This window comes from Lentisphaera araneosa HTCC2155 (genome assembly GCF_000170755.1).
GTDB classification, from domain to species: Bacteria; Verrucomicrobiota; Lentisphaeria; order Lentisphaerales; family Lentisphaeraceae; genus Lentisphaera; species Lentisphaera araneosa.
In genome coordinates this window covers 1-25,858 of the sequence record NZ_ABCK01000027.1, presented here as the reverse complement: position 1 = coordinate 25,858, position 25,858 = coordinate 1, and the positions used below count along the sequence as shown (strand labels likewise).

20 protein-coding genes are annotated in these 25,858 nt (G+C 41.5%); 10 read left to right on the top strand and 10 right to left on the bottom strand.

Annotated elements, in window-relative coordinates:
* Window positions 1-2 precede the first annotated feature (2 nt).
* From gatA to LNTAR_RS20155, 3 genes are all read right to left on the bottom strand, one after another.
* A complete protein-coding gene (gene gatA / locus LNTAR_RS20165) occupies window positions 3-1,469 on the bottom strand; it encodes an Asp-tRNA(Asn)/Glu-tRNA(Gln) amidotransferase subunit GatA (RefSeq protein WP_007280615.1) in 1,467 nt (488 codons plus the stop codon).
* On the bottom strand, window positions 1,469-1,759 hold the full coding sequence (gene gatC, locus LNTAR_RS20160; protein WP_007280614.1) for an Asp-tRNA(Asn)/Glu-tRNA(Gln) amidotransferase subunit GatC: 291 nt from the start codon (window positions 1,757-1,759) through the stop codon (window positions 1,469-1,471). Before gatC ends, gatA begins: the two co-directional genes overlap by 1 nt.
* Window positions 1,760-1,940: 181 nt before the next feature.
* Complete coding sequence (locus tag LNTAR_RS20155) at window positions 1,941-3,044, bottom strand: protein kinase domain-containing protein (protein ID WP_007280613.1); 1,104 nt, start codon at window positions 3,042-3,044, stop codon at window positions 1,941-1,943.
* A gap of 228 nt (window positions 3,045-3,272) precedes the next feature.
* Between LNTAR_RS20155 and LNTAR_RS20150 the strand changes: the two genes are divergently transcribed.
* From LNTAR_RS20150 to LNTAR_RS26165, 6 genes are all read left to right on the top strand, one after another.
* Window positions 3,273-3,677 (top strand): hypothetical protein, encoded by a 405-nt coding sequence (locus tag LNTAR_RS20150; protein WP_040915430.1) that lies wholly within the window; start codon window positions 3,273-3,275, stop codon window positions 3,675-3,677.
* A 97-nt stretch (window positions 3,678-3,774) separates the two neighbouring features.
* Window positions 3,775-5,112: an efflux RND transporter periplasmic adaptor subunit gene (locus tag LNTAR_RS20145; protein ID WP_007280611.1), complete on the top strand. Its 1,338-nt coding sequence runs from the start codon at window positions 3,775-3,777 to the stop codon at window positions 5,110-5,112.
* Window positions 5,105-5,803, top strand: a complete 699-nt coding sequence (locus tag LNTAR_RS20140; RefSeq protein WP_007280610.1) for an ABC transporter ATP-binding protein — start codon at window positions 5,105-5,107, stop codon at window positions 5,801-5,803. Before LNTAR_RS20145 ends, LNTAR_RS20140 begins: the two co-directional genes overlap by 8 nt.
* The gene (locus LNTAR_RS20135) at window positions 5,790-6,938 is read left to right on the top strand and encodes an ABC transporter permease (RefSeq protein WP_007280609.1); all 1,149 of its coding nucleotides are present in this window, start codon (window positions 5,790-5,792) and stop codon (window positions 6,936-6,938) included. The genes LNTAR_RS20140 and LNTAR_RS20135 overlap by 14 nt, the downstream gene beginning before the upstream one ends.
* Window positions 6,938-8,071, top strand: a complete 1,134-nt coding sequence (locus LNTAR_RS20130; protein WP_007280608.1) for an ABC transporter permease — start codon at window positions 6,938-6,940, stop codon at window positions 8,069-8,071. The genes LNTAR_RS20135 and LNTAR_RS20130 overlap by 1 nt, the downstream gene beginning before the upstream one ends.
* 9 nt (window positions 8,072-8,080) lie before the next feature.
* On the top strand, window positions 8,081-8,608 hold the full coding sequence (locus LNTAR_RS26165) for a hypothetical protein (protein ID WP_007280607.1): 528 nt from the start codon (window positions 8,081-8,083) through the stop codon (window positions 8,606-8,608).
* A gap of 42 nt (window positions 8,609-8,650) precedes the next feature.
* On the opposite strand, the gene LNTAR_RS20120 is transcribed toward LNTAR_RS26165, so the two are convergent.
* The 4 genes from LNTAR_RS20120 to LNTAR_RS20105 all read right to left on the bottom strand — a co-directional run bounded on the left by LNTAR_RS20120 (window position 8,651) and on the right by LNTAR_RS20105 (window position 15,485).
* On the bottom strand, window positions 8,651-10,408 hold the full coding sequence (locus tag LNTAR_RS20120; protein WP_007280606.1) for an arylsulfatase: 1,758 nt from the start codon (window positions 10,406-10,408) through the stop codon (window positions 8,651-8,653).
* An 8-nt stretch (window positions 10,409-10,416) separates the two neighbouring features.
* A complete protein-coding gene (locus LNTAR_RS20115; RefSeq protein WP_040915429.1) occupies window positions 10,417-13,800 on the bottom strand; it encodes a PVC-type heme-binding CxxCH protein in 3,384 nt (1,127 codons plus the stop codon).
* 9 nt (window positions 13,801-13,809) lie between these two features.
* On the bottom strand, window positions 13,810-14,736 hold the full coding sequence (locus LNTAR_RS20110; RefSeq protein ID WP_007280604.1) for a sugar phosphate isomerase/epimerase family protein: 927 nt from the start codon (window positions 14,734-14,736) through the stop codon (window positions 13,810-13,812).
* A gap of 308 nt (window positions 14,737-15,044) precedes the next feature.
* Window positions 15,045-15,485 carry a hypothetical protein gene (locus tag LNTAR_RS20105; RefSeq protein ID WP_007280603.1) on the bottom strand — a complete coding sequence of 147 codons (441 nt, stop codon included), beginning with the start codon at window positions 15,483-15,485 and terminating at the stop codon, window positions 15,045-15,047.
* Window positions 15,486-15,759: 274 nt separating this feature from the next.
* Between LNTAR_RS20105 and LNTAR_RS20100 the strand changes: the two genes are divergently transcribed.
* The 4 genes from LNTAR_RS20100 to LNTAR_RS20085 all read left to right on the top strand — a co-directional run bounded on the left by LNTAR_RS20100 (window position 15,760) and on the right by LNTAR_RS20085 (window position 22,324).
* On the top strand, window positions 15,760-16,764 hold the full coding sequence (locus tag LNTAR_RS20100; protein WP_007280602.1) for an aldo/keto reductase: 1,005 nt from the start codon (window positions 15,760-15,762) through the stop codon (window positions 16,762-16,764).
* A 111-nt stretch (window positions 16,765-16,875) separates the two neighbouring features.
* Window positions 16,876-18,843, top strand: a complete 1,968-nt coding sequence (locus LNTAR_RS20095) for a monooxygenase (protein ID WP_007280601.1) — start codon at window positions 16,876-16,878, stop codon at window positions 18,841-18,843.
* Between the two features lie 9 nt (window positions 18,844-18,852).
* Window positions 18,853-20,028, top strand: coding sequence for an EF-hand domain-containing protein (locus tag LNTAR_RS26160; protein WP_007280600.1), 1,176 nt, complete (start codon window positions 18,853-18,855; stop codon window positions 20,026-20,028).
* Window positions 20,029-20,140: 112 nt separating this feature from the next.
* A complete protein-coding gene (locus LNTAR_RS20085) occupies window positions 20,141-22,324 on the top strand; it encodes a protein kinase domain-containing protein (RefSeq protein WP_007280599.1) in 2,184 nt (727 codons plus the stop codon).
* A 1-nt stretch (window position 22,325) separates the two neighbouring features.
* On the opposite strand, the gene LNTAR_RS20080 is transcribed toward LNTAR_RS20085, so the two are convergent.
* From LNTAR_RS20080 to LNTAR_RS20070, 3 genes are all read right to left on the bottom strand, one after another.
* Window positions 22,326-22,907 (bottom strand): RNA polymerase sigma factor, encoded by a 582-nt coding sequence (locus LNTAR_RS20080; protein ID WP_007280598.1) that lies wholly within the window; start codon window positions 22,905-22,907, stop codon window positions 22,326-22,328.
* Between the two features lie 135 nt (window positions 22,908-23,042).
* Complete coding sequence (locus LNTAR_RS20075) at window positions 23,043-24,071, bottom strand: ABC transporter permease (RefSeq protein WP_007280597.1); 1,029 nt, start codon at window positions 24,069-24,071, stop codon at window positions 23,043-23,045.
* A 137-nt stretch (window positions 24,072-24,208) separates the two neighbouring features.
* Entirely contained in the window at window positions 24,209-25,687 is a 1,479-nt protein-coding gene (locus LNTAR_RS20070; RefSeq protein ID WP_007280596.1) for a sugar ABC transporter ATP-binding protein, read from the bottom strand.
* Window positions 25,688-25,858: the final 171 nt, after the last annotated feature.

The window sequence follows — 25,858 nt, the reverse complement described above, 5'->3', positions numbered from 1 at the left end:
GATTAGAGCTCCACTTCTTTGAGTTCTACACCAGCATTCTGCTCATAAGCATAAGCCGCTTGAAGTAATTTTTTCTCGCCCATGGCCGGACCCATAATTTGGAGACCGATAGGCATATCGTTTTTATCTTTGCCGCACGGTACAGAGATACCGCAAATTCCCGCAAGGTTCGCTGAAGTTGTGAGAATATCTGCGAGGTACATTTTCATCGGATCTTCTGAACTCTCGCCAGATTTAAAGGCTGTTTCAGGTGACACTGGGGCAACAATAAGGTCACATTGCTCATAGGCTTTTTCAAAATCCTGACGAATCAAGGTACGAACTTTTTGGGCACGGTGATAATACTTGTGATCTTCATAGGAAGAAAGAACATAAGTACCGAGCATGATACGACGCTGAACCTCTTTACCGAAACCGCGTGAACGCGACTCGAAGTAAGTTTCGATGATGTCATCAGTTCCCGTGTAACGCTTACCATAACGAATACCATCGAAGCGCGCCAAGTTCGTGCAAGCTTCAGCCGTGGCGATCACGTAGTAAGTTGCAATCGCATATTTTGTATGAGGCAGTGAAACAGGAACAATTTCTGCACCCATGGCTTCGAGTTTGGCAATAGCCGCTTCAACACTTGCTTTCACGTCGGCATCCATGCCATCTACCTCAAAGTACTCAGCTGGTACACCGAGCTTCATACCTTTAACATCTGCACCTTGAAGTGAGGCTTCAAAATCAGTAATTTTACCCGGAATCGCAGTAGAATCCTTTTCGTCTTCACCATTGATGATATCTAGCATGAGCGCTGAATCCTGAACGTCTTTTGACATCGGACCAATCTGGTCGAGTGAAGATGCGAAAGCAACGAGACCAAAACGTGAAACCAAGCCATATGTTGGTTTGAGACCAACGATACCACAAAATGATGCTGGCTGACGAATAGAACCACCCGTATCGGAACCGAGGGCACCTAAAAATTCTTTGGACGCCACACCCGCTGCAGAGCCACCAGATGAACCGCCGGGAACGCAATCGAGATTGTGCGGGTTAGAAGTCTTTTTGATCTGACTTGTTTCAGTGGTGGAACCCATGGCAAATTCATCCATGTTGGCTCGACCAAAAACAACACAGCCCGCTTCTTTAAGCTTGCGAACAACTGTTGAGTCATACACGTTTTCGAGACCATCGAGAATTGATGAAGAACATTTGGCTTCTTCGCCAGCTTCAACGATATTATCTTTAATCGTAATCGGCAGGCCATCGTAACGGCCAAGCGTTTCACCAGCTGCACGGCGCGCATCAGATGCATCCGCAGCCGCTAAAGCTTTTTCATTGTTGATTGATACCAAAGCACCAACCTTGCCTTCTACCTTGTCAATTTGTGCCAATAAAGCTTCACAGAGTTGACGTGACGTAACTTCGCCAGCTGCGAGCTTGTCGGCAGCTTCGTGGAGTGAAAGATTAATTAAGCTCATTAGTCATTATCCTCAAGAATCACCGGCGTGCGGTTCAAGTTTTCTTCTCTATCAGGGAAAGTTGCCGCTGCAACTTCCGCAGGCAATGAAGGCGCTGAGTTATCTTCACGAATTACATTTTCCATTTGAACGGCAAAGTTTGTTCCTTCAACGCCATCAAGTTCGAGCTCCATGAGCTCGTTTACCATACCGAGAATATCATTCATTTGCTTTTGCAAAGTCACTTTCTCTTCTTCATTTATGTTCAATCGCGAGAGCTTAGCAAAGTGCTCTACATCAAAATCGCTCATTCTGAACCTCTGTTTAATTATATAAAAAATTTAGTCTCCAAAACTATCTCCATCTGTCCCCTGTTCAAGCCACTCATAAGCCCTATTACGCACTTAGTTTAAAGCAAAGTTAACAGCTATGAATCCAAGCAAAAAAAAGGCCCGCGAAAAGCGGGCTAAAAGATGAATATTTAGCTACAATCTAATAATGATTACGCGTATCTAAATTTTCGATCATCTGCAAGAAGTAAGTACTACATTCATCCAGACTTGGCCTCGCATTCACGTTCATATCGAGCATATACTCGAGAAAACCTGGCAATTCATATTCTGCTAAATGGCTCCAGTAATTCTCACGTTCCTTACTAATTCTAGAAGGGCTGAATTCTTGAAAAGGACTTTTTCCAGTCAAAAACAAAATTGTTAAAATCCCCAAGGAATAAACAGCTGAATGCTCATCATGAAAACGGTGACTAATTGTTTCTGGCGCCAATGAGTCAATGAACACATGATGATGCTCATTCATTTCTTCAAAAATACCATCGCGCACACCGTAGTCGCATAATTTCACATCACCATTTTCATCTAACATAATATCAGTCGGTAAGAAAGCTCCAAAAACACCTTCTTTGGCCAAGTCATCAGCGATAACTGAAGTTTGATAAAGGATCTGTGCAGCTTTGCGAGGATCAACTTTCCCTTTTTTCTGTAAATAAACATTCATGCGGTATTTCGCATTCGCACGAGTCACAAAATAGCCTGTTTCATCATGCTGAAAATAACGAGGGTTTATATAATTTTTGACTTCTAAATCTTTCAGCCTACCTAATCTCGCTTCAAGTTTGGCGGGGTCGTGTTCACCTAATTCTAACTTTTCGTAAGTCACCACATCGCCATGAAAATCATGCTTCTTATTATAAGCTTTGAAGATATTTAGGCAGGGAGTTTCCGCAATATAATTTTCATAAATGAATTTCGGAGTTTCCACAGGAACACGGATTTGGGTGGAACATTTATGGCAGGAAACTTTATCAAAAAGGTTTTGAATATTGGTACAGTTCTTAAACTCACAAGAAGGACAAATAATTCGAATGGCAAAACCACCCTCTTTTTTCTTCATTGCGGGGATTTTAATTTTTAAACTACCTCCAGACGAGGCACTAACTTGGATATTATCAGGTTCCTTAATCCGAATTGTATCAGCTTTCGTGAGCATCTTATTTATATCAAGATCTTTTGCAACGATCTTTAATGTATCGGACGACTTAAGATCTTTTTTCAAATCTTTAGTAGACGTATCGCTCATGTTTTGCTCCAAGTAAAAAAGACTAATGAATTCTATAGTAACGCTAAGGCACTTCGATTTTAACAATCTTTTAATATAAAACGCTCTGTTACAATTGTTAGTATCAATTAATTAAAAAACAGTTAAGGCCTTTCCCCTCAAGTTCAAGATTAAATTAGACTTTATTCATGAAAAGATTTGCTGATTCTTAACTTCTAGATTATATATTTAACAAACAATAGAGTATAAATGAAGATTTTTAGCAACAGCATTTTCCTTTTAAGTGTACTGACTTATATCTTAATCGGTACAGTTCCTGTATGGAAGTGTCTAAAAGAAAATACTCTACACATCAGTATGGAATGTTTTGACCCGGGCGAAGAAAAACAAAGCTGCTGTGGCCACTCAAGCGAAGCCAAACAAAACCTTGATACTAAATGCTGTGAACAATTAGATTACACTACATCCCCTGTCTATAACACATTTTTGAATCAAAATCTTGAGCTCGAACAAGCACAACTTTTGGCTTATCATATCTTTGAAGATGGACTCCACGCCTATGATTCAAGTGAGCAGACCCATTATTCAAATGCGCCTCCTCCCCGAGCTTCTTCATCACCCCTATTTAAATTACATAATTCCTACCTCTGTTAATTTATTTTCCGATTGATTTCGGACGCTAATCCCTGCCCTCAACTTAAAGACGGCATTCCTCCCCTCCCTTTTAGCAAAAAATAAATTGAATTACGTAATGAAAAGCTTATTTGATAATGAAAATAAATCAGATATAAAAACTCCAAAGCGACGATTTTTATATCTTATCCCCATTTTACTCCTTCTCGCCATTGCTGGCTTCCTATTCAGCGCTGGCAAAGAGAAGTTCTTTCCCCCTCCTCAATACGATATTGCTCGAGCTAGAGTTTCAACGAGTGCACAAAGTCTTCAAGAAGGGCAGACGCTCTTCCAAGCAGCTGGCTGGATCCAAGCCAACCCCTACCCCATTCGCGCCACGGCTCTCGTCAGTGGTGTGGTCGAAGAAATCTTTGTTAAAGGCGGAGATAAGGTCACAAAGGGACAAGTACTCGCCACGCTCAACAAGGAAGATATCAAGCTTGAGCTCATGGAAGCTAATAACAAACTCCAAGAACTTAATCTAAACGTCGCACAACACTTCCTAAGTATTGAAGTCTTAAACGCTAAGATCAAAGAAAACGAGAGTTTGAAGAAAACCGCAAGTGCTATTGCGGACACCGCAAACAATCGTAAAAAACGCCTCAAACAAGCGGGACCTGGCACCTCGAAATTCACCCAAGAGCAAGCTGAATTAGAGCATGTGGAAAAACTTAATAAAGTCGATGAGTACAAATTTAAGAACCAAGTGATCGAAGCCCAAATAAAGCAGACACAACAGCTCATTGCCATTGCCGAATCACAAGTCGCTATTCAAGAAGTCCGAATTCAAAAAATTGAACTTAATTTGAAGCGTTGCACCATCACTGCTCCCGTCAATGGCATTATCCAAACTATGCACGCCCGCGTAGGTCGTAAGCAGATGCTCAACTCTGACAATGCGGTTTCTACCACTGTGGCTGAAATCTTTGATCCGACTCAAATCTTAGTAAAAGTCGACGTCCCGCTCAATGAGCTCAGCAAAGTACAAATTGGACAAAAAACTCGCATCAGTCTCGAATCAATTAAAGAAAAACTTTCTGGTGAAGTCGTTTCATTTGAAGGTGAAGCAGATTACCAAAAAAACACTTTGGAGGTTCATGTCGCCATACCGAAAGGTCACCTCAGCTTACGTCCCGAAATGCTTGCTCAAGTTGAATTCATTTCTTCTAAGCAAAGCACTAAAAACGAAAGCCAATCGAGTGTGTTTATCCATGAAAAATGTCTCTTAAACAAGTCTCTTTACCTCATTGATCTAGAAGGAAAAATCAAAATCCAACAAGTCCAAGTAGGAAATCAAAAAAATGGCGAATGGATTGAGGTCACCAGCGGTCTACAAGCCGGTCAAAAAGCCATTTTCCAACCCAACACTCAACTCAAAGATGGTCTTTCTGTAAAGACTGGGAGCATCCATGAATAAAACACTTATTTCTTGCCAAGGAATTTCAAAGGTTTACTTCAAAGGCAAACAGGAGATCACTCCCCTCAACGAACTCGATTTAGAAATCATTCAAGGCGAGTTCCTCGCCCTCATGGGACCTTCTGGCAGTGGTAAAACAACCCTCCTCAACATCCTTGCTGGCATTGATTCCCCGACTCATGGCAAACTCTTTTTTAAAGAGCAAGACATCAGCCAACTCAAGCGTCGACAGCTCACCAATTTTCGTGCGCAAAACATGGCTTATATCTTTCAGCTTTATCACTTAATCCCCGTCTTAACTGCCTACGAAAATGTTGAACTCCCCCTACTGACGCATAGACTCTCAGCCAAGCAACGTCATGATCGCGTTTGCCGTGCGCTTGAACTCGCGAATATTGCCGACCGCGCCGATCATTATCCCAAACAATTATCCGGTGGTCAAGAACAACGCGTAGCAATTGCGCGTGCCCTAGTCACTGATCCTCCTCTTATTGTTGCGGATGAACCCACAGGTGATCTCGACCAAGAATCAGCCCAAGCGATTTTAAAGCTCTTGAAATCACTTTGTGCAGAACTCAACAAGACTGTTGTCATGGTGACCCACGACCCAAAAGCTGCCGCCTATGCGGATCGCACCCTCTTCCTCGAAAAGGGAGTCTTAATCAAAGGTGACCATCATGTGGCTCATTAACCTCAGCCTACTGTCTTTTAAACAAATTCGGCGACATTGGTTGCGCTCGCTTCTCACAGTTGCGGGCACGGCTTGTGGTATGTTTTTGTTTATGACGGTCGAAACTTTCCAAGATGGCTTAAAAAGCGCAACGGAAATGCAAGCAGGAGACGACACACTCGTTGTCTACCGCGATAAACGTTTCTGCCCCTTTACCAGTCGCTTACCAGAAGATTACTCGAGCAAGATCGCAAAGATAAACGGCGTCAAAAGTGTGGTTCCCGTTCAAGTCATTGTTAATAACTGTGGAACGAGTCTCGACACCATAACTTTCCGTGGGTTCCCCGCAGGTGAATTTCAGAATTATTTCGCTGGAAAAGACATGGATCCCAGTCTCTATGAGTCTTGGAAAATGGCGTCAGATTCAGCGATACTCGGCAAAGAATTTGCCGAGCGCCGAGGACTCAAAGCCGGCGATCGTTTTGATGCCGCAGGCATTACCGTGAGAGTTTCAGGTATCTTACAATCTGATGACCCCCAGGATCAAAACACCGCTTTTGTTCACCTCGATTTCTTGCAGAAATCATCTAAGCGTGGGCTCGGTGAAGTGACGCAATTTAACGTTAAAGTCAATGATCATACTCAACTCGATCGAGTCGCCAAAGAAATTGACCAAACTTTTCGTTACGATCGTGAGCCCACTCACACGCGTCCTGAGAAAGCCTTTATTGCGAATACCGCAAAAGACATGATTGAACTCATCTCTTTCACGCGCTGGTTGGGTCTGGCTGCCGTATTAGCCGTCAGTTTTCTCATCACCAACACAGTGATTATTGCTGTTCGAGGTCGTGTCACTGAAAATGCCGTTATGCAAGCTATGGGTTTCCAAATGGAACACCTCGTTTGGATGACTCTTGCCGAAGGCTTATTCATGGGCCTCATTGGCGGTTTCAGTGGGATTGCGGGGGCCTACCTCTTCCTCATTAATGGCAACTTTGCGATTTCCGCAGAGGGCTTAAGCATTGTCTTTAACATTCATCTCGAAACAGTTTTAAAAGCGAGCGTCTTGGCTTTGGCAATCAGTTTTGTTGCGGGTATTTATCCTGCATTCCATTCGATCCAAGGTCATTTAGTCAATCGTTTAAGGAGTCACTAATGTTTACATATACACTCATGAACTTAGTCAAATCCCCTTTGCGAAGTCTGCAATTATTCGCTAGTTGCTTCCTAGTATTTATGCTCATTTTATTGGCCTCATCTTTCCAAGAGAGCATGTCTTCGAGCCTTTCAGTCAATAGCGATGACAAAAATGTCATTCTTCTTGGTACGGGAAGTGAAGAAAGTCTAGAGCGCAGCGAAGTTCATCAAAGTGCAATTGCGGCAGCTAAAACGATCCCTGGGCTGAAGAAATCTTTTGATCAAAGTGCCGTATCACCTGAAATCCACTACAATTCTGTTCTGCAGTTTAATGGCGTCGACAAAGAAGCACTCATTCGTGGCGTTCAAAAAACGGCATTAAACGTCTACCCTGCACTCGAACTCCACGAAGGTCACTTTCCCAATAGCGGAGAAATCATGGTGGGACGTTTTGCTTGGAAAAGACTTGGCCTCACCCCAAGTGAACTTAGCATTGGCAAAAGCATTATTTTTGAGAAACAGGAGTTCACCATCGCAGGCATTTTTGCTGCACCTGGCACTTTGATGGAATCCGAAATCTGGATAAACCTCAACGACATGATTTCTCTAACTCAAAGAGATAGTATTTCGTCCATCACCTTGCGACTCGATCAAGCTGAATTTGATGACGTGGATCTCTTTGCTAAACAAAGGCTCGACTTGCAAGTGGCTGCGATTAGTGAACAGGATTACTACGCTAAAGTCAGTTCCTTTTATGAGCCGATTCAATTCATGGCCTGGCTCACAGCCCTACTGATTGCTTCGGGCGCTCTCTTTGGTGGACTCAATACTTTTTATGCCGCCGTCGAAAGCCGTAAAAAAGAGCTTGCCACTTTACAGGCCATCGGCTTCCAACGCAGTAAACTTTTCCTCTCTTTGTATGGTGAATCACTGCTTATTCATTTGGCCGCTTATGTGTTTGCCATTTCATCTGCCATGTATTTTTTTCCTATGGTGAATATCAATTTCGGAAGTACCTTTTTCACTTTGGGAATCACTCACCTACAAATCTTTTTTGGCTTTGCACTGGCAATCGTCCTTGCTTTTGCGGTCATTATTCTTCCTGGATGGCACTGTCTCCATCCTCAACTTAACAGCACCCTTAACGATTAGGAGTTCATTATGAAATACCTCACCCTTACACTCGCGGCTCTCAGCTTACTTATCTTCACTTCATGCCAAGAAGAAAAAGCTGCGACCCCCGCAAAAGCTCCCGTAGCAGAGATTACTCTCGACCCGACACTTTTCAGTCAAAAACTTGATGAGGGCGTCACTATTAGCGAAGCCCGCAAACTCAAAGCAGGAGATCAAGTTACTGTCAATGGGAAAATCATGGGTACTAATACGGTCTTTGTTGATGGCCGCGCCTCTTTTGTGATGGGCGATCCCGAAAAGCTCACTTCTTGCGATCTTCGCGAAGGTGACAGCTGTAAGTCCCCTTGGGATGTCTGCTGCGAAGATAGCAAAGATATAACTGCGAATACTCTAAGTGTTCAGTTGGCAGATGAGAATGGCATGGTTTTAAAAACGGGCCTCAAGGGAAAAAGTGGCCTCAAAGAACTCGCTTTGCTAACTGTTCAAGGCACTGTTTCACCACAGTCAAGTGAGCAAGCCATGATCATCAACGCCACTGCCATCCAAGTTAAGTAAATTCCCCTAAATGCTAATTCCTCAAGAGGAATTAGCATTTCATCACTTCACTTTACGAAGCATCATAAGGCGAAAGTCCATGACTTGATCGCCGGGAATTTTTAGAGCACGCATTTCGATCTTTTGCTGGCCTTCTTTTAAGACGACTGTTCCAAGCTTTAAAGCCTTGAAGTCTTTAACGTAGGATTCCCCTCGTTTTGAGCGATCTTCTTTCATACCAAAGAGTGGCGGATCATGGGCTTTAGTAATTTTCCCATCGATAGAGCTATCACCAAAACTAATCCTGAATTCAGAACCTTCGGAGCCCTTGAGACAGGTGTAGTAAATTTCGACTTCATACTCACCGGCATGCTGAACTTTAGCATCAAAAGAAATCGAGTCAGAAAGTTTTTTCCAATTAGTAAAGAAAGAACAATTCGGGAATTTATTAGAACGAGTGATTCCTTCTGATGCCCGACCATCACGAGCAGGAATTTGAGTCCACTCAAAATCTTTATGGCAAATCACAAAGGGACGCCCATCCTTCTGTGACATCAGTTGTTTATCTTCACGATCATAAATTTTAAGTTCACTCATAAGTTGAGTTTTTAAATGACTTAGCTCCTTTCTCAAATCATTTTCTTGTGCTCGGTCATTTCTCATATCATAAAGACGACCTTGACTATCTAAGCGATGATGCTGAGAACGCAGTGTCATTTTGCCTCGCCAATAAGCCAACATAGTTCTTTGATCATTCCAGTTTTTCTCTTTGCCGGTAAGTAGGGAACTAAAATCGAGGCCATCGAGCTTTTTCTTACTCTGAAACTCGATTCCCGCCATACTGCTCAATGTAGGAAGTAAATCTATCGCCCCTGTCACTTCTTTAATCACTTGACCTTGGGCCACTTTTTGCGGCCAGCGCAAATGCAGTGGCGAACGAACGCCGCCCTCATCTACACTACCTTTCTTGCCCTTCATCTCACCATTCCAACGCGGGCTATTGGGGCCATTATCACTGAAGTATAAAACAATGGTATTATCAGCAATTTGAAGTTCATCTAATTTATTTAGCACGCGTCCCACATTCCAGTCAATATTCTCGCACATCGCCAAAGCTGCCTTAACGAAGTCTTCGCCATGCCCCCACTTTTTGTTATAGGTATTTTTCATCGTGAGTGTTTTGTCTTGATACTTTTCCCAAAAACGATCTGGAACCTGCATGGGTGAGTGCGGTGTATTATAGGGTAAATAAACTAGAAAAGGTTTTTCCTTGTTCTCTTCAATAAAGTCCATTGCCTTGGATGTAAAATCATCAACGCAAAAGCCCTGCCCTTTCACTATTTTGCCATTGTGCTCCAACATGGGCGAGTAGTAATTCCCCCAATGACCTGAACAAAAACCATAAAATTCGTCAAAGCCTCGACCATTTGGATGGTAGGGATACTGCATTCCACTATGCCATTTCCCAAAAGCGCCAGTTGCGTACCCAGCTTTTTTAAACACATCAGCAATTGTCTGTTCATCAAGGTTAAAACGTTCACCACCTTCAGAGGTACTGCGGACTCCACTGCGAAAGGCATAACGCCCAGTTAAAAGTTCAGCCCGTGTTGGAGAACAAACAGGCTGAACATAGAAGTTTTCAAACAGGGCTCCATCGTGAGCGAGAGAGTCAATATTGGGCGTTGAGATATCTTTATTGCCATTGATACTTAGGTCACCCCATCCTTGGTCATCCGTTAAAAAAATGATGATATTAGGTTTTTTATTTTCTGCTGCCATAAACTGAATTAAGGCGATAAGTACTAAGGCAATATATTTCATTAAATATCCTAGTGAGCTGATTTATCTTTTTTCTTCTTTTTCTTGAGGGGCGTATCTAAACTTTTTAAATAGGCCACTACATCTCTTAATTCCTCGGGCTTCATGAGCATATGCATTGGTGGCATGGGTGAAACCGGGGGCATCATCGTTTTTATCTTAGAGCGTTGATAGGCAGTAACTTTACCATCGGCTCCTTTGACTTTAACTACGGCTTTGTTTTCTCCCATATAAGTGCCACTATGAGTTTTTCCGTCATTAGTCGTCACACTTGTTATTCCGTAGCCTGGGGCAACTGCGGCACCAGGATCAACTATGGCTTCTAACAAGTAGCGACGGTCATACATTTTCCCCATCAAAGTGAGGTCGGGTCCCACATCCGCACCAAAGCCATTGACTTTATGACAACGTAAACATTGAGCTGCGCCGTGATTAAAAAAGACATCTCGACCTTGATTCATATCTCCACCTTCAATGGCATAAGCGAATTTATCAGTATTTTTCCCCGCTGCCATCTTGGCATCATAAGTCGCTAGTTTTGACTTAAAAGCTTCACTTGTTTTAGTTCTCGATGAATTAAGGATCTCTAATAAGGCTTCTCTATCACCTTTTCCCTCTGTGGCTAAATCCACTTGTTTGAGCAGAATTGCATCATTTACTGAACTTTTCGCCATAAGATCATAGGCTAATTGACGTTCTTGCACCTGGCCCTTTTGACTAATTCTCCCTGCTTCAACTTGGGCTTTTGAAGCGTCCAAATCATTTAAAACCCTAAGTGCTTTAAGTCGAATGGCGATGCTCTTGTCATTTAATAATTTAATCACTGAAGGCGTTTTTAATTCTTGGCGTTCATGCAAGGCTTGAAAAGCTCCCAAACGAACTTCATCAATGAGCGCAACATTATTCAAATGTGCCACTAAGATTTCCGAAGTCACGGGGAATTTACATCTCGTTGCTAAACGATTCACTTGGGCAAGAAGTTTACCTTTGGCAACTTTAAAGAGTTCTCCCAATTGAGCATGGAGGACTTGTTTTATGTCCTGCCTCTCAAGTTTATATTCTCGAGGCAGACCTGTAGTATTGTCCAAAGGAGCTTTATCATCCCAAGCTTGTAAGGCTGCCACAGCTTCTTGAGTCATGCTTTCGCTTAAATCTTGACGAGCTGCGTATTTCAGTAAACGTTCTGCCGACGCTTTATCACCGAGATAGAAGTTCGCATTGATAAGTCGTAAATGCATCAGTTCATCAACTTTATTTTGCGGCTTAGGCAAATCAAGTAAGAGTTTGGCTAAGGCTTCTTGTGCACCACCTTCAATGACGCGATCATTAATTGCTCGCATGGCTTCATAACGAACTTTCATATCGCTATCTTTTAAGAAAACCTGAATTGCTGGATCTAAATTTTTTCTCATGGCGAGAAGAACGATCATACGAACTGCAGGAGAAGAGTCTTGGGCATACTTCACATAAGAATTAGAATCTTTCATGCCCGCGAGCCCCATCATCAAGCCATGTTGGAGGAAGCGGTCTTTACCTGCATTTTTACGCTGAGCTTCAATGATTGCGGGAATCGCAGATGCGTCCGCAATGCGACCGAGACCAATGCCTGCGTACATTGCTGTTCGAGGAAACTTGTCTTCAAGTGCTTGGATCATTTCTTTTAGCGCGGAAGAATCTCGGTGATCACCTAGAACTCGTGCGCACTGCGCTCTCACTTGATCATCTGAATCATTCAACAAAAGATTTTTCAATTGAGCGAGAAGCGAACGATCTTTATTCGCCAGCATACCGAGCCCCCAAACACCATGAACACGTTGAAGCTGTGGCGCTGACTGATCTTTTGCGGCTTTCGCAAAAAGCTTTGCGGCATCATTCCTCTTGGCCAGTTCAAATTGAGCTCGAAGCCTAATTTGCTGATGATCTCTTGCGAGTAGCGAATAAAGCTCATTACTGGTTTTTAAAGTAAAGTCACTTGTGAGGATTTTTTCATTCTCACGCACCTCGGCTTTATCCGTCTCTCCGGGCACTTCCAAGGTAAAAATATTGCCTTCGTCACGATTGAGGTAGCCACCATTATTGAACTCGGAAACATACATTTTGCCATCGGGTCCAAAATCCATATCCACCATATTGCAGCCCACAAAGAAATCTTCGAGATTAATCATCTTAAAGCCCGCACCAGCCTCTTCCACATCAAACATAGAGATATTCGTTCTGGGTACACCGCCTCTAAAAATATTCACAAAGAACTTATTATCGTATTTATCGCCTAGTGAATTAGATGGATTGTAGAGAAAGCCCGACGGGCCGCCCTGAATCTGACCTATTGTCGGCATGACATAGGCCGGTTGATTCTCATCATTGGCATAAAAGAGGCGCTCGGTCATCCAGGAACTATTTAAAGACTTTTTTTCAGCGTAATCGTAAGAACGAAAGTTTAATTTAGAAGCAAAAGCCAAGAGATTTTGATGACCTGCATGCCAGCCCGAATCTCCACCTTCCACAAGATAATTGATACGTTCCAAATCACCTTTATCAGAATCGTTATCCGCCGTAAAAAGGTTGCCGTAATCATCGAAAACCAACTCCTGCGGATTACGCAAACGATCGTAAAAAACTTCTAAGTTAGAACCATCAGGATCACAACGAAAGACAGCTCCTTCATTGGGACCGTGAAACTTCTTGCCTTCTTTAGTTGTGAAGCTAAAACCGCGATCACCAATCGACCAATAGAGTTTCCCATCTGGTCCCCAAGACAGACCGTGCATATCATGACCGGAATAACTCATGCGAATCCCAAAGCCGTCCTGTAGAGAAGTTCTTTTGTCCGATAAACCATCGCCATTTGTATCTTCCATCATCCACAAATGAGGAATATTGGTGTAATACACTTTACCATCACGTTCAATAATGCCGAGACCTGGGCCATCAAGGATATCGTTAAAACCATCGGCAAATACTTTTGCGCTATCCGCACGGCCATCGCCATTTGTATCCTCGAGGACTTTAATAATATCTTGCTTGGCAGTGTAATGTGATTCAGGGTGCTTATCATAATGTTTTTCATACATCGCCAAGCGATCTTCACTCGATTGAATCAGGATATCATCTAAAAGCATGTAGGGACGGTGACGGATATCATCCACACCAAAACGCCAACGGTGAATCTCCGTAACCAGTAGGCGTCCCTTCGAATCAAAAGCAATCGCCATGGGATTCGTGATTTGAGATTTATCTGCCCATAAACGTGCCTTAAAACCTTCAGGCATTTTAAAATTCTTCATCTTCTGAGCTTCGGCTTTTTCGTAATCCTTAGGACTCTTAGCCTGCAAGCTCATTCCAAGCATCAAAGCTAAGGAAGTTAGCCTCAGAAATTTATCAGTAAACTTCATCATAAAGTCACCCTAAACTGAATATGTTTTGCTAAAATCAGTGCGTAATTTAATAAGCAAATCACGCGTCATCTTGATACCTTCAATTTCACCTAATTTCTTACCCTCATACTCAATACCCACATGACCGCGATAGCCTGATTTTATTACTAAATTCATAATTCTATGATAATCAGTATTGATTTCATTGCCTTCATTATCAAAATCATGACTTTTTGCACTTACACCTTTAGCATAAGGCATAAGCTCTCTCACACCTTTATAACGATCATATTCTTTGAAATTACCAAAATCTGGAAGTGTACCACAATTGGGCATATTCACTTTTCGCATAACACCAGAAAGCCATTGACCGTTAGAAGATAAGCCTCCATGATTTTCAACTATTACATTAATATTATAATCTGAGGCAAATTGAGATAGAGAACTTAAACCATCAGTCGCTAGTTCCATCTGTTCAAGATATGAACCTTGAGAACGTGCATTGACACGAATAGAATGACAGCCCAAATACTTAGCTGCTTCCACCCAAGCATAGTGTTTCTCTACGGCAAGTTTTCTCTTTTGTTCATTAGCATCACCGAGCTGACCAAGACCATCGCACATAATCAGTAAACTCTTGACTCCATTGTCATCGCAACGCTGCTTAAGGCCTCGTAAATAATTCTTATCCGTACTTTGAAAGAATTTATTGACGTATTCGACTGCATTAATATCAAAAGTTTTTTTGGTAAACTCAGGAAATTGAAGATTATTTAATTCTTTTGCTTTCAACTTTCTATGAAGCGACCATTGAGCTAAAGACAGATCAAACAATAGACCTTCTTCTTGAGCTTGAGCTGAAACTTCTTTTTTGCTCTCACATGAAACTGAAAGGAATGATCCTGCAGTAATTGCACTTGCGCCTTTAAAAAAATTTCTACGATTAATTTCTGTCATGATTCATTCCTATTTTAATTAAGTTCTTTCATCCTCTTTCGTTCCAACAGACCACAGATGGACAGCTTTCACATAAATTGTCCTTAAAATAAAACATGTGACTCAAAAAAAGAAGATTTTATAAAGATAAATACCAAAAGTACTACAGACCTTAACAGCCATTAGTGACTTAAATTTCGAACTATTGCTATAATGAGCACAAAAAAAGCTAGTTCATTAAGAACTAACTTTTCTTACAGAAGTTTGGTGAATTGGTCGATTTTGATAAGTTTAACTAGTAAAAAACACTGAATGAAAACACCAAATCCTTAGGGCTGAGAGGGGATGATCGCGTAACGAACTTTACTTTCTTGGACATGACTCGTTTTAAAAGTAACTTGACTTAAAGTCCTTTTTGTTAGGGCTTTCTTGTACTCAAAAACAGCTAAAATGCGTAAGCTTTTGCCATCATGCTTATATTTAAAACTCGTTACTACAACTCCATCCGTACGACCTTTGCCAATTTCTTTGAGTCCTGGAACTTTTACTAAGACGGCTAATTCTTCATTGGTATCAATTAAAATCTTTTGATTCTCTACTTTGGCTAAAGTAATGCGCTCTTCTTTTTTCTCAGTTTTGTCGGGCCAAAAATCTTTTACAGTGGTTTTTAATATCTGAATTTTTCGTCCCGCTAACCAATCATCAATATCTTCTTTTAGATCTTTGGCATTTAGCGAAAAAGCTAAAAACATTAATAATACATACTTCATTAATAATCCTCGTTTTATCTCTTAAATTCTCATACAAGAACCGCATTCAAAAGATTCGCAAATCCATCCTCAAAAGGATTCATCTTCAAAGGTGATTTTATCCCTAAAGTCACGCCTTTTTAGTTTCTGCATATTCGAGAAGGTACTTTTTGATAAAAAAGCATAGGCTTTATGTAACTCGGAAAAATATTTCTTGTTTATTAATGCTAAATGACTTAGCTTAATTCATTAAAATAATTTTCTTAAAGCTTTCAATCTTAAAAGGATGTTTTCCATGTCTTATTCTCGACGCCAGTTCATTAGCCGTTCCGCGCAACTTTCTTCAGCACTGATGTTGGCAGGAAGTACTCAAGCCTACGAGGACTCAAGTTCAGAAAATGATCAATTTGGTAAAGTGCTTCCTCGTAGAAAGCTTGGCAAAACATCTTTAAATCCAACAGTCTACACGGTCGGCGGTTGGCATGTGGGCCGACAGACTGAACTCGGCGCACAAGGCATCATTGAAAATGCTATCAAGCAAGGTGTGCGCTTTTTTGATACCGCAAATATTTATCAAGGCGGTAAAAGTGAGCGACATTATGGGAAGTTTCTCACTCCGAAATACGGCAAGCAGGTAGAAATCATGAGTAAGAGCATGGCTAAAAATAGTGCTCAACTACAAAAACACTTAGATCAATCATTCGAAAGTCTAAAAGTCGATGTCATCGACCTCTTTATGATCCATAGTATTGGCAGTCCATCAGATGTGGATAACCGTCTCAAAAATGGTGTTCTTGATCTTTTAATAGAATATAAAAAGAAAGGTAAGATCAAACACATAGGTTTCACTGGGCATAGAGATTTTGAAGCTCACGTTCACCTTCTCAATAAAAATCTACCCGAAATTGAGGCCTGCCTCATGCCCATCAACCTGGCTGATCCATCCTACAAGAGTTTTATCAACAGCACTATGAAAACCATGACAGAGAGAAAAATGGGAATTCTTGCTATGAAGTCACTCTGTAATGGTGGCTTTTTCGGTAATGGTAAATCAGGTCGCCGCTATAAGGACGTCCCAAGTGTCATCCCCAATAAAGTCAGCATTGCTCAGGCTCACCACTTTGCCCTATCTCTACCCATTTCAACCCTGGTGAGTGGCGTCGATGAACCTCAGCAAATCCACGATAACCTGAAAAACATCTGGAACTTCAAGCCGCTCTCCAGCAAAGAACAGGCCGAACTCATCGAGCGCTGCCGCCCTGCTGCCGAAACGGGAAAAATGGAAAACTTTAAGGCTTAATTAAAAGCTTTTAAGGAACAGATTAAATAATTTACATTATTTTCCCGAAAGGAGTCCAAAATTTAAAAGTACTTGCGTTCAACAGTTCAAACCAACTAAACTGGAAGCAAGATGAAACTACTGAAAAACTTTTTTATTTTACTTGTGGGCTGCTTTGGAATAAGCTCTTACAGCATCGAAAGATGGGCGGTAAAACCACAAACAGACCTTTTTGAAAATCAGGTCGGGACTTATATCGAAAATATTAAACTCAAAGATGCCAATGGGCAGGAGCTGGATCTTTACTGCAAAGAGAGTCCACTCACCGTCATTAGCATATTTGACTTTGATTGCCCCCTAGCCCTCAAGATTTCTCCGAAGATAAAAAGACTTGAACAGGAGTTTCCCGAACTCAAGTTTCAACACGTTTATATTAATGACCTAGAAAGTACCGAGGAAGTGGCGCAACAGTTTCAAAAACGTCAGTACACAGGGCAACTTCTCAATGATAACAACGAGTTATTTATTCAAACTCTCAATGTAAAAACGACTTGCGAAAACTTTGTCATCGATAATAAAGGAACTCTGCTCTACAGGGGAGCTTTTGACGATCAGTATGGCATCAACATCACCAAAAAGCAGCCTGAAAATCATTATTTGAAAGATGCTCTCAAAGCCGTGATTCAAGGCAGAAATATAACCTATGCGCTTACGGAAGCTCCCGGCTGCATGGTTAGTGCGGATGAAGTAAAACAGAAACAGGAAATCACTTACCACAAAGATGTTGCCAGAATCCTACAAAATAAATGTCAGCAATGTCACAGAGAGGGAGGCGTCGGTCCCTTTAAACTCATGAGCTATTCCCAGGCTAAACGTCGCGGAAAAATGATTGATTATGTGCTTACTAAAGGTTTAATGCCACCCTGGTTTGCAGAAGAAGGCGGTCCCTGGCTCCACAACTTCGATTTATCACCAAGAGAAAAAGAAACGCTGCTGAACTGGCTCAAATCAGGAAGTCCTGAAGGAGACATAGCTCATGCCCCGGCTCCTAAAAACTGGTCAAGTGAAGGTGACATCACCAATCCCGACCTCATAGTTAAGTTCCCTAAAGTCAAGGTCAAGGCAGAAGGTTTTATGGACTATGAGCATGTCATGGTAAAAATCCCCATTACAGAAGATAAGTGGGTGAGATCTATTGAAACGAGAACTGAAAACCCACAGGTTCTTCATCACGCTTTATCCTTTGTGACCAAAAACAAAAACCAAAAAAACGTCAATGCCATTAGAGGCTACTTCTCCGGATACGTTCCTGGAACCTCAACACAAACTTACCCTGAAGGCATGGGTAAACTTCTACCTAAGGATTCCTACCTCATCATCCAACTTCACTACACTCCCAATGGCACTCCAGTTGAGGACCAAGTATCACTAGTTTTTGACTTCTACGACGAGCCACCTAAGCACATCCTTGAAGTCAAATCTGCCTATAGCAAGAAAATCCATATTCCACCTCACGCCGAAAACCATATTATCACTGCTGAACATAAATTTCATCAGAGCGGCTTCTTAACGGCCTTCAATCCCCATGCTCACCTCCGCGGTAAATCTTTCAAATATGAACTAGTTGAAGCCAACGGTAAAAAACAGATTCTACTCAATATTCCAAATTATGACTTTAACTGGCAAATGGATTATCAACTGGCTGAACCGGTTTACGTTCCCCAAGGAGCAAAATTATTAGTAACGGCGGCCTACGATAATTCAACAAATAACAAAGCTAATCCCAACCCCAATGCAACTGTACGGGCAGGAGAACAAACCGATGATGAAATGATGATTGGCTACTTCAATTGGTATGCGGAGAACGCAAATTCATCCTCAAAAGTTCAAGTGAAAAGTACCAAAGAACCACTACCCAATTCTTTAAAGAAATATGCGCTAAAGATTAAAGAAAAAGTAATCTCTGGAGAACTCAATCGTCAACAAGCTAAAAATCTACTTACAAAAAACATCCAAAAAGGAGTCAAAACTGGAGCTTATCAAAAAGACAAAGTACCGCAATACGTCCATATTTTAAAAAATCAATTTAGCCAACTTTAGGAGGACATCATGAGACTTCAATTATTCACTCTCATCTGCATCATTTCATCCGCAAGCCTTTGCGCGAATAACAAAATGCTTAAACCCTTAAATAAACTACTCCAGCATTTTGATCAACTCGACAGAAATCAAGATGGAAACTTATCGCAAGAAGAGCTGCAAATTCTTCAGAAGAAAATGGCACAAAACAAAAACTTTAGCTTAGAAAAACTCATCAATCATTTAGACAAAAATTCGGACAAGGGAATCAGTAAAATGGAATTACAGACAGTACTCAATTCCAATGGAAATTTAAGCACAAAAGTAAGTTCAGAACCTAGTAGTAATATTGAAGCAAGCCCCTACGAAAGTAAATCATTTCTCAACCTCAGCTATGGTGAACACGAGCGCAATGTCATGGATGTGTGGCTAGCGAAATCAGATCAGTCAAGCCCCATGGTTATTTATATTCACGGTGGTGGCTTTAAAGGTGGCGATAAAAAGAAAGGCTTACGCTATAGAGATAGCTTCCTAAAAGAAGGAATTTCTTTTGCTGCTATTAATTACCGTTTCCTTCCACAGACCCGCAATGGCGTCTTCGATTGTTTTAACGATTCTAAGCGCGCACTACAATTCATCAGTAGTAAAGCTCAAGAATGGAACCTAGACAGAAGTAAATTTGCTTTGTGCGGAGGCAGTGCCGGTGCAGGAACTTGCCTTTGGTTAGCATACAAAGACGACATGGCTGATCCGAACAATAGCGATCCAATTCTAAAAGAATCCACAAGAGTGGCCGCTGTAGCTGCTCTAAATACACAATGTTCTTATGACTTCACAAAATGGACAGCTATGTTTGAACTTGAACCTCAAAAGGGTAACGAAGCTGAGCTCGAGTTTTTTTACGGTCTTAAACCAGGAGAACTTAAGACTGAGAAAGGACAGCGCCACATTCAGGACGCTGACCTTGTGAATCATATAAGTAAAGATGACCCACCCCTCTATGCGAATAACAAGACGCGCGGCGGTAAAGTGGATATAAATGACAAAGGTCATGTCCAGCACCATCCTCTTCACGTAAAAGCCTTAAAAGACAAAGCTCAAGAAGTCGGCCTTAGGCATCAATGCCACGCTCATGCTATTGGAATTAATGACAACCCGGAAGATGATACTTTTCACGGCTTTTTAATTCGAGAGCTTAAAAAATAAGTTCGTTATAAAGCCCTCAATTTCACAAGAGAATTTTAGTTCTTTCCTTTATCACCTTAAGCAATTATACTATTCCCCATAGATATCTAAATAAACTTATGAGTAATTTTGAATGAATGATGACAAGGACTTTTTTGATTCGATGAATCCCAAGCTCTCTGGTTTTTATGAGCCCGATCATCAATCAGCTGAACACCTCTTTCCCATTCAGGAAGAACTACAAGGCTTAGTTGATAAATTTCAGGATTCGAAAAAGCTAGCTTCAGGAAGCATGAAGGAAATCTTTGAAGTCAAAGATCTCCCAAGCGGACGAAAAGTCGCCAAAGCAAAGTTACGCGACAGCTCAGATCCAAAAGCAGTTGAAAGCTTTCTTCGAGAAGCTCGCCTAACCGCATCATTACAGCACCCCAATATCATTCGAATTTACGATATCGCTTACGATGATTACCCTTGGTTTAGCATGGAGCTTATTGAAGGTCAGTCACTGGAAGAAAAAATTCAAAACCACCGCAATAAGCTGGAAACTTGGCCATTATTTGAAAGGCTCGATATTTTTAATAAAATTTGCGATGCCATTGCCTACGCTCATTCCAAGAACGTTCTTCACCTAGATATTAAACCGGAAAACATCCGACTTGGTCGCTATGGTGAAGTAATTGTCTGTGACTGGGGCTTGGGCCACATTCTCTACTCAGATGAACCCAATACCGAAGACTACCAACTGGATAAATTTGATCTACAAAATGATAAAACCATGCATGGCTACTTTCGTGGAACTCCAGGTTACATGGCACCCGAAAGAATGGAAAACGACAAGTCTCCTCAGGCTGATATCTTTTCGCTAGGAGCCTTGCTCTATACCTTGCTCAATGGCTATATTCCCTTCGCTGGGAAAAACATGACGGACATCTTAAAAAACACAACCGAGGGCAAAGTCAGACCTGCGAGTTCCAAATTAGCCATTGGCATTAGCTCTATTTATACAAAAGCACTTCAAGTTGATTCCAGTAAGCGTTACTCCAGTGTTGAAGAGCTCAAACAGGACATCAATAAATTCAGAGAAGGCTATGCGACAATTGCAGAAAATGCCGGTTTCTTGAAACAACTTAAGCTGCTCATTAAACGAAACACCCTGACCTGCTCCATCGTATTGGCATTTATACTTTTAATCAGCTTCATCTTAAATAGCTACATCTCTGATATTAAGCGGGGCAGAAAAATAGTTATGAAGCAAAAAGAGCAAGCTGAAAAAAACTTAGTCATGTACAAAGCTGAGCAGAAAAACAAAGAAGAAATTGCCCGGCATTTTTCAGCTCTTCTAGTTGAGGCGACAAAAAATAATCTCCATGGCTTTGAGCTCAATAAATCTTTAAAACACCTCAACTACGCTGTTAAACAACACCCCGAAAACGCCGAAGCGTGGTTGGTGAAAGGCTATGCTCATTTTATTGGACATCAATTTGCCGAAGCTCATCAGGCTTTTGAAAAATCCGGCTTTGAAAATGAAATTCAAAAAGCCAAAGCCATATCTGCACAGCATATGAATAATCAAGGGATGTTAAATATCGATGACACCCTGCAAGTCATAAAAGGTTTTGGAGAAAAACCTGAGCTTGTCTTGAGTTTTTTCTTTATTTACGACGGCCAAAATCGCGCTAAGCTCGATGAGCACAGCCAGCTTGTTAAGTACTATTTGGAAAAGCGCAATAAAGCCGAGAATTTCAACTTTATATATGCCGAGAATTCTTTAGATGTCTCCAATAACTCCGGTCTTTTTTATGTTGATAGTGAAGTCATTCCCGGCTCCAGCAGTTTTCCCCTATTCAAATTCCTCAATTTAAAAACTCTAAACCTCAGCAACACAAACTTTAGCAAGCTCGACCAACTTCAGGGTTTAAAACTCGAGTCTCTGGATATCAGTCACAGCTTAGTTTTAGATCTTAGACCCCTACTCAAAATGCCCAGCATAAAAAAAGTGGTCCTTAGTCAAGACCAAAGTAAAATGGCGAGAGGAAAGTGGCCCTTTCAAATTGAATACAGCAAAGCAAACCCAAGTAGTAATATTGACAAAGGAGTTAAAAGACTACTCAGTTCATTTGAAGCTCTTGATTTAGATAGGAGTGGAGAACTTTCAATGAACGAACTCCTGCAAGCAGCTCATCAATATGGAGAACGGGAATTGAAGCTTTTCTTAAAGTTTTGTGATAAAGACAAGAATGGATCTATTTCGGTAAAAGAAATTAACACCTTTAAGCTCGATGAATTTAAGAAGCTTCTTGAGGCGGAAAAGAATTAATTTATTCCAAGTCGCTGCGCAATAGACTAATCTCTTCGATTAAACGTGCCTTCACCCTATTTTTAGACTTATACACACTATTCTCTTTGAGATTAAGAGTTTCTGCGATCTCCGCAACGGACTTACCCTCCAAACTCATTTCAAAAACCTTTAAAGCCTGCCCAGGGAAACTTTTCTTAATGCGTTCCATAGCCATGTTGCTAATATAATTTTCCCATTCCTTGCGAATAATTTCGTCGATTTCATGATCAGAATAAGTTTCATTCATTTCCTCTGCGGCTTTACTGAGCTTATTACTATGACTTTGACTTGAACGGATATAACTGATGACATGGTTTTTTATCACGGTACTCAGCCAGGTTCTAAAACGCGCCTTATGCGGATTATAATTGAGTTCCGGTAACTTGTTCCAAACTTTAAAAAGAATCTCCTGAACTAAGTCCTCGGCTTCCGAATGACTTAAATTCATACGCCGAATGACGACATAAATATACCTCCGGTAAATTTGAGCAAAAGTCTCCCACGACTCTTCGTCGTGCTGATCCCTCAGTCTGGCAATTAAAGTTTGTCTCGTTTGCTTCATAGCTCAATGTATTCCCATTATCTCATCAATAAAGCCTTCTAAATTCAATTTCAAAAGACTTATAAACTGATGAACGCAGCAGGAAAGGAATTTTGGACTAAGAAATCAAATTTCTCGAACTTATTCAATAAGAAACTAAGCTTTAGTAGGCTTACGCTTGAAAAACCCCATGATTTTGTCACTGAGTACTTCGTCAGAGAGCACACCGAAGAAAATCACGAGGCCAGTAATCGCGTCCGCGAGAGAGCTTGGGTAGCCGAGAAGATTAATCATATTTTGGATGACGAGTAAAATGACCGTTCCCACAATAATACCGTAGATAGAGCCTTCTCCACCACGCAGGCTACAGCCACCTAAAACGGCAGCGGCAATCGCATAAAGTTCATAAAAGTTGGCATGAACTGAGGGAGTGATTGAACTGGTGTAAAAGGCGAAAAGGATAGCAGAAAAAGCCGTTAGCAAACAACTAATCATATAAACGGCAATGATAATTTTATTCGTATTAATCCCAGAGTACTTAGTGGCTTCTTCGTTGCGACCAACTGCATAGAGGTAACGCCCAAACACCGATTTATGCAGTACAACAATCATGATAGCCGCAATGATAAGCATGTAGATAAAAGCCATGGGCACTTTAACAAAACCCATACTAATCGTCCCCGCACAAGCATTATAGAGGAAATCTAAATTCTGTTTCGCATCGATGTAGCCCACGGAAGTATCTTCTGCTATATAGCGCGACAGCCCTCGATAGGATAAAAGCCCACAGAGGGTAATGATGAAGGCCTGCATTTTGAATTTACCAATCAGTAAACCATAGACAAAACCAACAAATAAGGATACCCCAAGCACAAGTGCCAAGCCAAGGGGCCAAGAGAGCTCAGGAATCCATATCACAGGTGAATCCCCGGTGAGGGTGTAAAAGAAAATTACCCCAAGTAGTGACATCAATGAGCCCACTGAAAGATCAATCCCCGCACTAATAATTACCAAGCCCATGCCCATACTGAAAATACCAAAAAGCCCAACTTGGCGCAAAAGGTTACTTACATTAATCGGAGAAAGAAAACGCCCACCAGAGCCCACTGCCGTCCAAATGCATAGTATAATAAGCAAAATAGTCATACCCACTTCTTTACGATGTGATTTTAAAAATTGATTCATATTTTTTATTCCTTTTATCTATTCAACTCTGACGAGTTTAAAGTTTATCCACGAAGAGACTCTGTCCCCTCGTACTCCCCTGTAAGGACTTGCCAGTCCTTAACCAGGCGAACGGGGCTACGCCCAAATTAAAATCACTAATTTACTGCCAATTGCATGACGGCTTCTTCGCTAAATTCTTCTCTATTTAGGGTTCCCGTGAGTTTCCCTTCATGCATTACGCAAATGCGGTCACTCATGCCCAAGACTTCTTCCATGTCACTACTAATCATGATGATCGCACAGCCTTTCCCCGCTAACTCGTTCATCAAATCATAAATTTCACTACGTGCGCCGATATCAATTCCCCGAGTTGGCTCATCAAAAATGATCACTCGTGGATTCATTGACATCCATTTTCCCAAGACAATCTTCTGTTGATTGCCGCCACTTAAAGTATTCGCCGTATAGCTATCATCGGGAACTTTGATACGCATTTTATCAATTTGTTCACCGGCAAGTTTTTTTTCTGCGCTTTTCGCAATGAGGCCTTTTTTAGAATAATCACAGAGTGAAGGCAAGCTCATATTTTCTCGAATACTCATCTCTAAAACAAGCCCACTCTTTTTGCGATCTTCTGGCACTAAATAAAGACCATTCTTAATGGCTTCTTTGGTATTGAGGGTCAGATTTTTGCCATCAATTTCTAATTCTCCCGCCAAAGCTGGATCAACCCCAAAAATCGCTTGAGCTACTTCAGAGCGCCCTGCTCCCACCAAGCCCGCAAAACCGAGGATTTCGCCTGCTGCGAGCTCAAAGTTTATTTCGTCATTTGGGTAAGTGCTGGTTCGCAAGTTGCGAACTTTAAAGTAGCCAGGCGTTTTCTCACTCTCAATTTTATGATAAATCGCATTGAGCTCTCGGCCCACCATGAGTTTCACCATGGCATCGTAATTAATATTTTTACGCTCAAGTTCCCCCGCATTTTTTCCGTCACGCAAGGCAACCACACGGTCGGCACATTGCTCAATTTCTTTGAGGCGGTGGGAAATATAAATAACTGCAATGCCCTGCTCTTTAAGTGATTCAATAGTCGCCAAGAGCTGATCTGTTTCTTGGAGAGTTAAACTCGAAGTGGGCTCATCCATAATAATCAAGCGCGCATTCATTGAGAGTGCCTTGGCAATTTCCACCATCTGCTGTTGACCAATGGTTAAGTCTTTCACTTTGCTGTAAGTGGATATATTGAGGCCTAATTGTTTAAGCCAAGGTTCTGCTTTTTTGTGCATTTCATTCTTGCGAATCAAGCCAAATTTGCGTTCTTCGCGACCGAGATAAATATTGCCCGCCACATCGATATTATCTAAAACATTGAGTTCTTGGTGAACAAAACCTATCCCTAGCGCAGAAGAATCTGCAACGGAATGAATTTCGGCTTTTTTACCATACACAAAGACTTCACCTGAAGTCGGCTGATGAACGCCACCAATGACTTTCATCAAGGTTGATTTGCCTGCTCCATTTTCCCCAATCAGTGCGAGGCATTCCCCAGGTGCAATACTGAAGCTCACTTGATCCAAAGCTTTGACTCCAGGGAATTCCTTGGTGATTTGACGCATTTCTAATAGAACAGACATAATAAGCTTACTCTTTAAGGCCAGCTTTTAGATCATCGCAATACTTTTTATACTCCATACCCTGACCTTTAGTCAAAGCTTTTGTGGGTATAATGATTTGCTGATTGGCGGGAACTCCAACTTCAGCAGGAGTCTTTCCTTGAGCCAATTTATGAAGCAGTTTAATCGACT

Coding starts and splice junctions, on each gene's coding strand:
- gatC (WP_007280614.1), bottom strand. CDS start 1,759: ATGAGCGATTTTGATGTAGAGCACTTTGCTAAGCTCTCGCGATTGAAC.
- LNTAR_RS20105 (WP_007280603.1), bottom strand. CDS start 15,485: ATGAAGTATGTATTATTAATGTTTTTAGCTTTTTCGCTAAATGCCAAA.
- LNTAR_RS26160 (WP_007280600.1), top strand. CDS start 18,853: ATGAGACTTCAATTATTCACTCTCATCTGCATCATTTCATCCGCAAGC.
- LNTAR_RS26165 (WP_007280607.1), top strand. CDS start 8,081: ATGAAATACCTCACCCTTACACTCGCGGCTCTCAGCTTACTTATCTTC.
- LNTAR_RS20120 (WP_007280606.1), bottom strand. CDS start 10,408: ATGAAATATATTGCCTTAGTACTTATCGCCTTAATTCAGTTTATGGCA.
- gatA (WP_007280615.1), bottom strand. CDS start 1,469: ATGAGCTTAATTAATCTTTCACTCCACGAAGCTGCCGACAAGCTCGCA.
- LNTAR_RS20140 (WP_007280610.1), top strand. CDS start 5,105: ATGAATAAAACACTTATTTCTTGCCAAGGAATTTCAAAGGTTTACTTC.
- LNTAR_RS20130 (WP_007280608.1), top strand. CDS start 6,938: ATGTTTACATATACACTCATGAACTTAGTCAAATCCCCTTTGCGAAGT.
- LNTAR_RS20095 (WP_007280601.1), top strand. CDS start 16,876: ATGAAACTACTGAAAAACTTTTTTATTTTACTTGTGGGCTGCTTTGGA.
- LNTAR_RS20135 (WP_007280609.1), top strand. CDS start 5,790: ATGTGGCTCATTAACCTCAGCCTACTGTCTTTTAAACAAATTCGGCGA.
- LNTAR_RS20075 (WP_007280597.1), bottom strand. CDS start 24,071: ATGAATCAATTTTTAAAATCACATCGTAAAGAAGTGGGTATGACTATT.
- LNTAR_RS20100 (WP_007280602.1), top strand. CDS start 15,760: ATGTCTTATTCTCGACGCCAGTTCATTAGCCGTTCCGCGCAACTTTCT.
- LNTAR_RS20110 (WP_007280604.1), bottom strand. CDS start 14,736: ATGACAGAAATTAATCGTAGAAATTTTTTTAAAGGCGCAAGTGCAATT.
- LNTAR_RS20150 (WP_040915430.1), top strand. CDS start 3,273: ATGAAGATTTTTAGCAACAGCATTTTCCTTTTAAGTGTACTGACTTAT.
- LNTAR_RS20070 (WP_007280596.1), bottom strand. CDS start 25,687: ATGTCTGTTCTATTAGAAATGCGTCAAATCACCAAGGAATTCCCTGGA.
- LNTAR_RS20155 (WP_007280613.1), bottom strand. CDS start 3,044: ATGAGCGATACGTCTACTAAAGATTTGAAAAAAGATCTTAAGTCGTCC.
- LNTAR_RS20115 (WP_040915429.1), bottom strand. CDS start 13,800: ATGATGAAGTTTACTGATAAATTTCTGAGGCTAACTTCCTTAGCTTTG.
- LNTAR_RS20080 (WP_007280598.1), bottom strand. CDS start 22,907: ATGAAGCAAACGAGACAAACTTTAATTGCCAGACTGAGGGATCAGCAC.
- LNTAR_RS20085 (WP_007280599.1), top strand. CDS start 20,141: ATGAATGATGACAAGGACTTTTTTGATTCGATGAATCCCAAGCTCTCT.
- LNTAR_RS20145 (WP_007280611.1), top strand. CDS start 3,775: ATGAAAAGCTTATTTGATAATGAAAATAAATCAGATATAAAAACTCCA.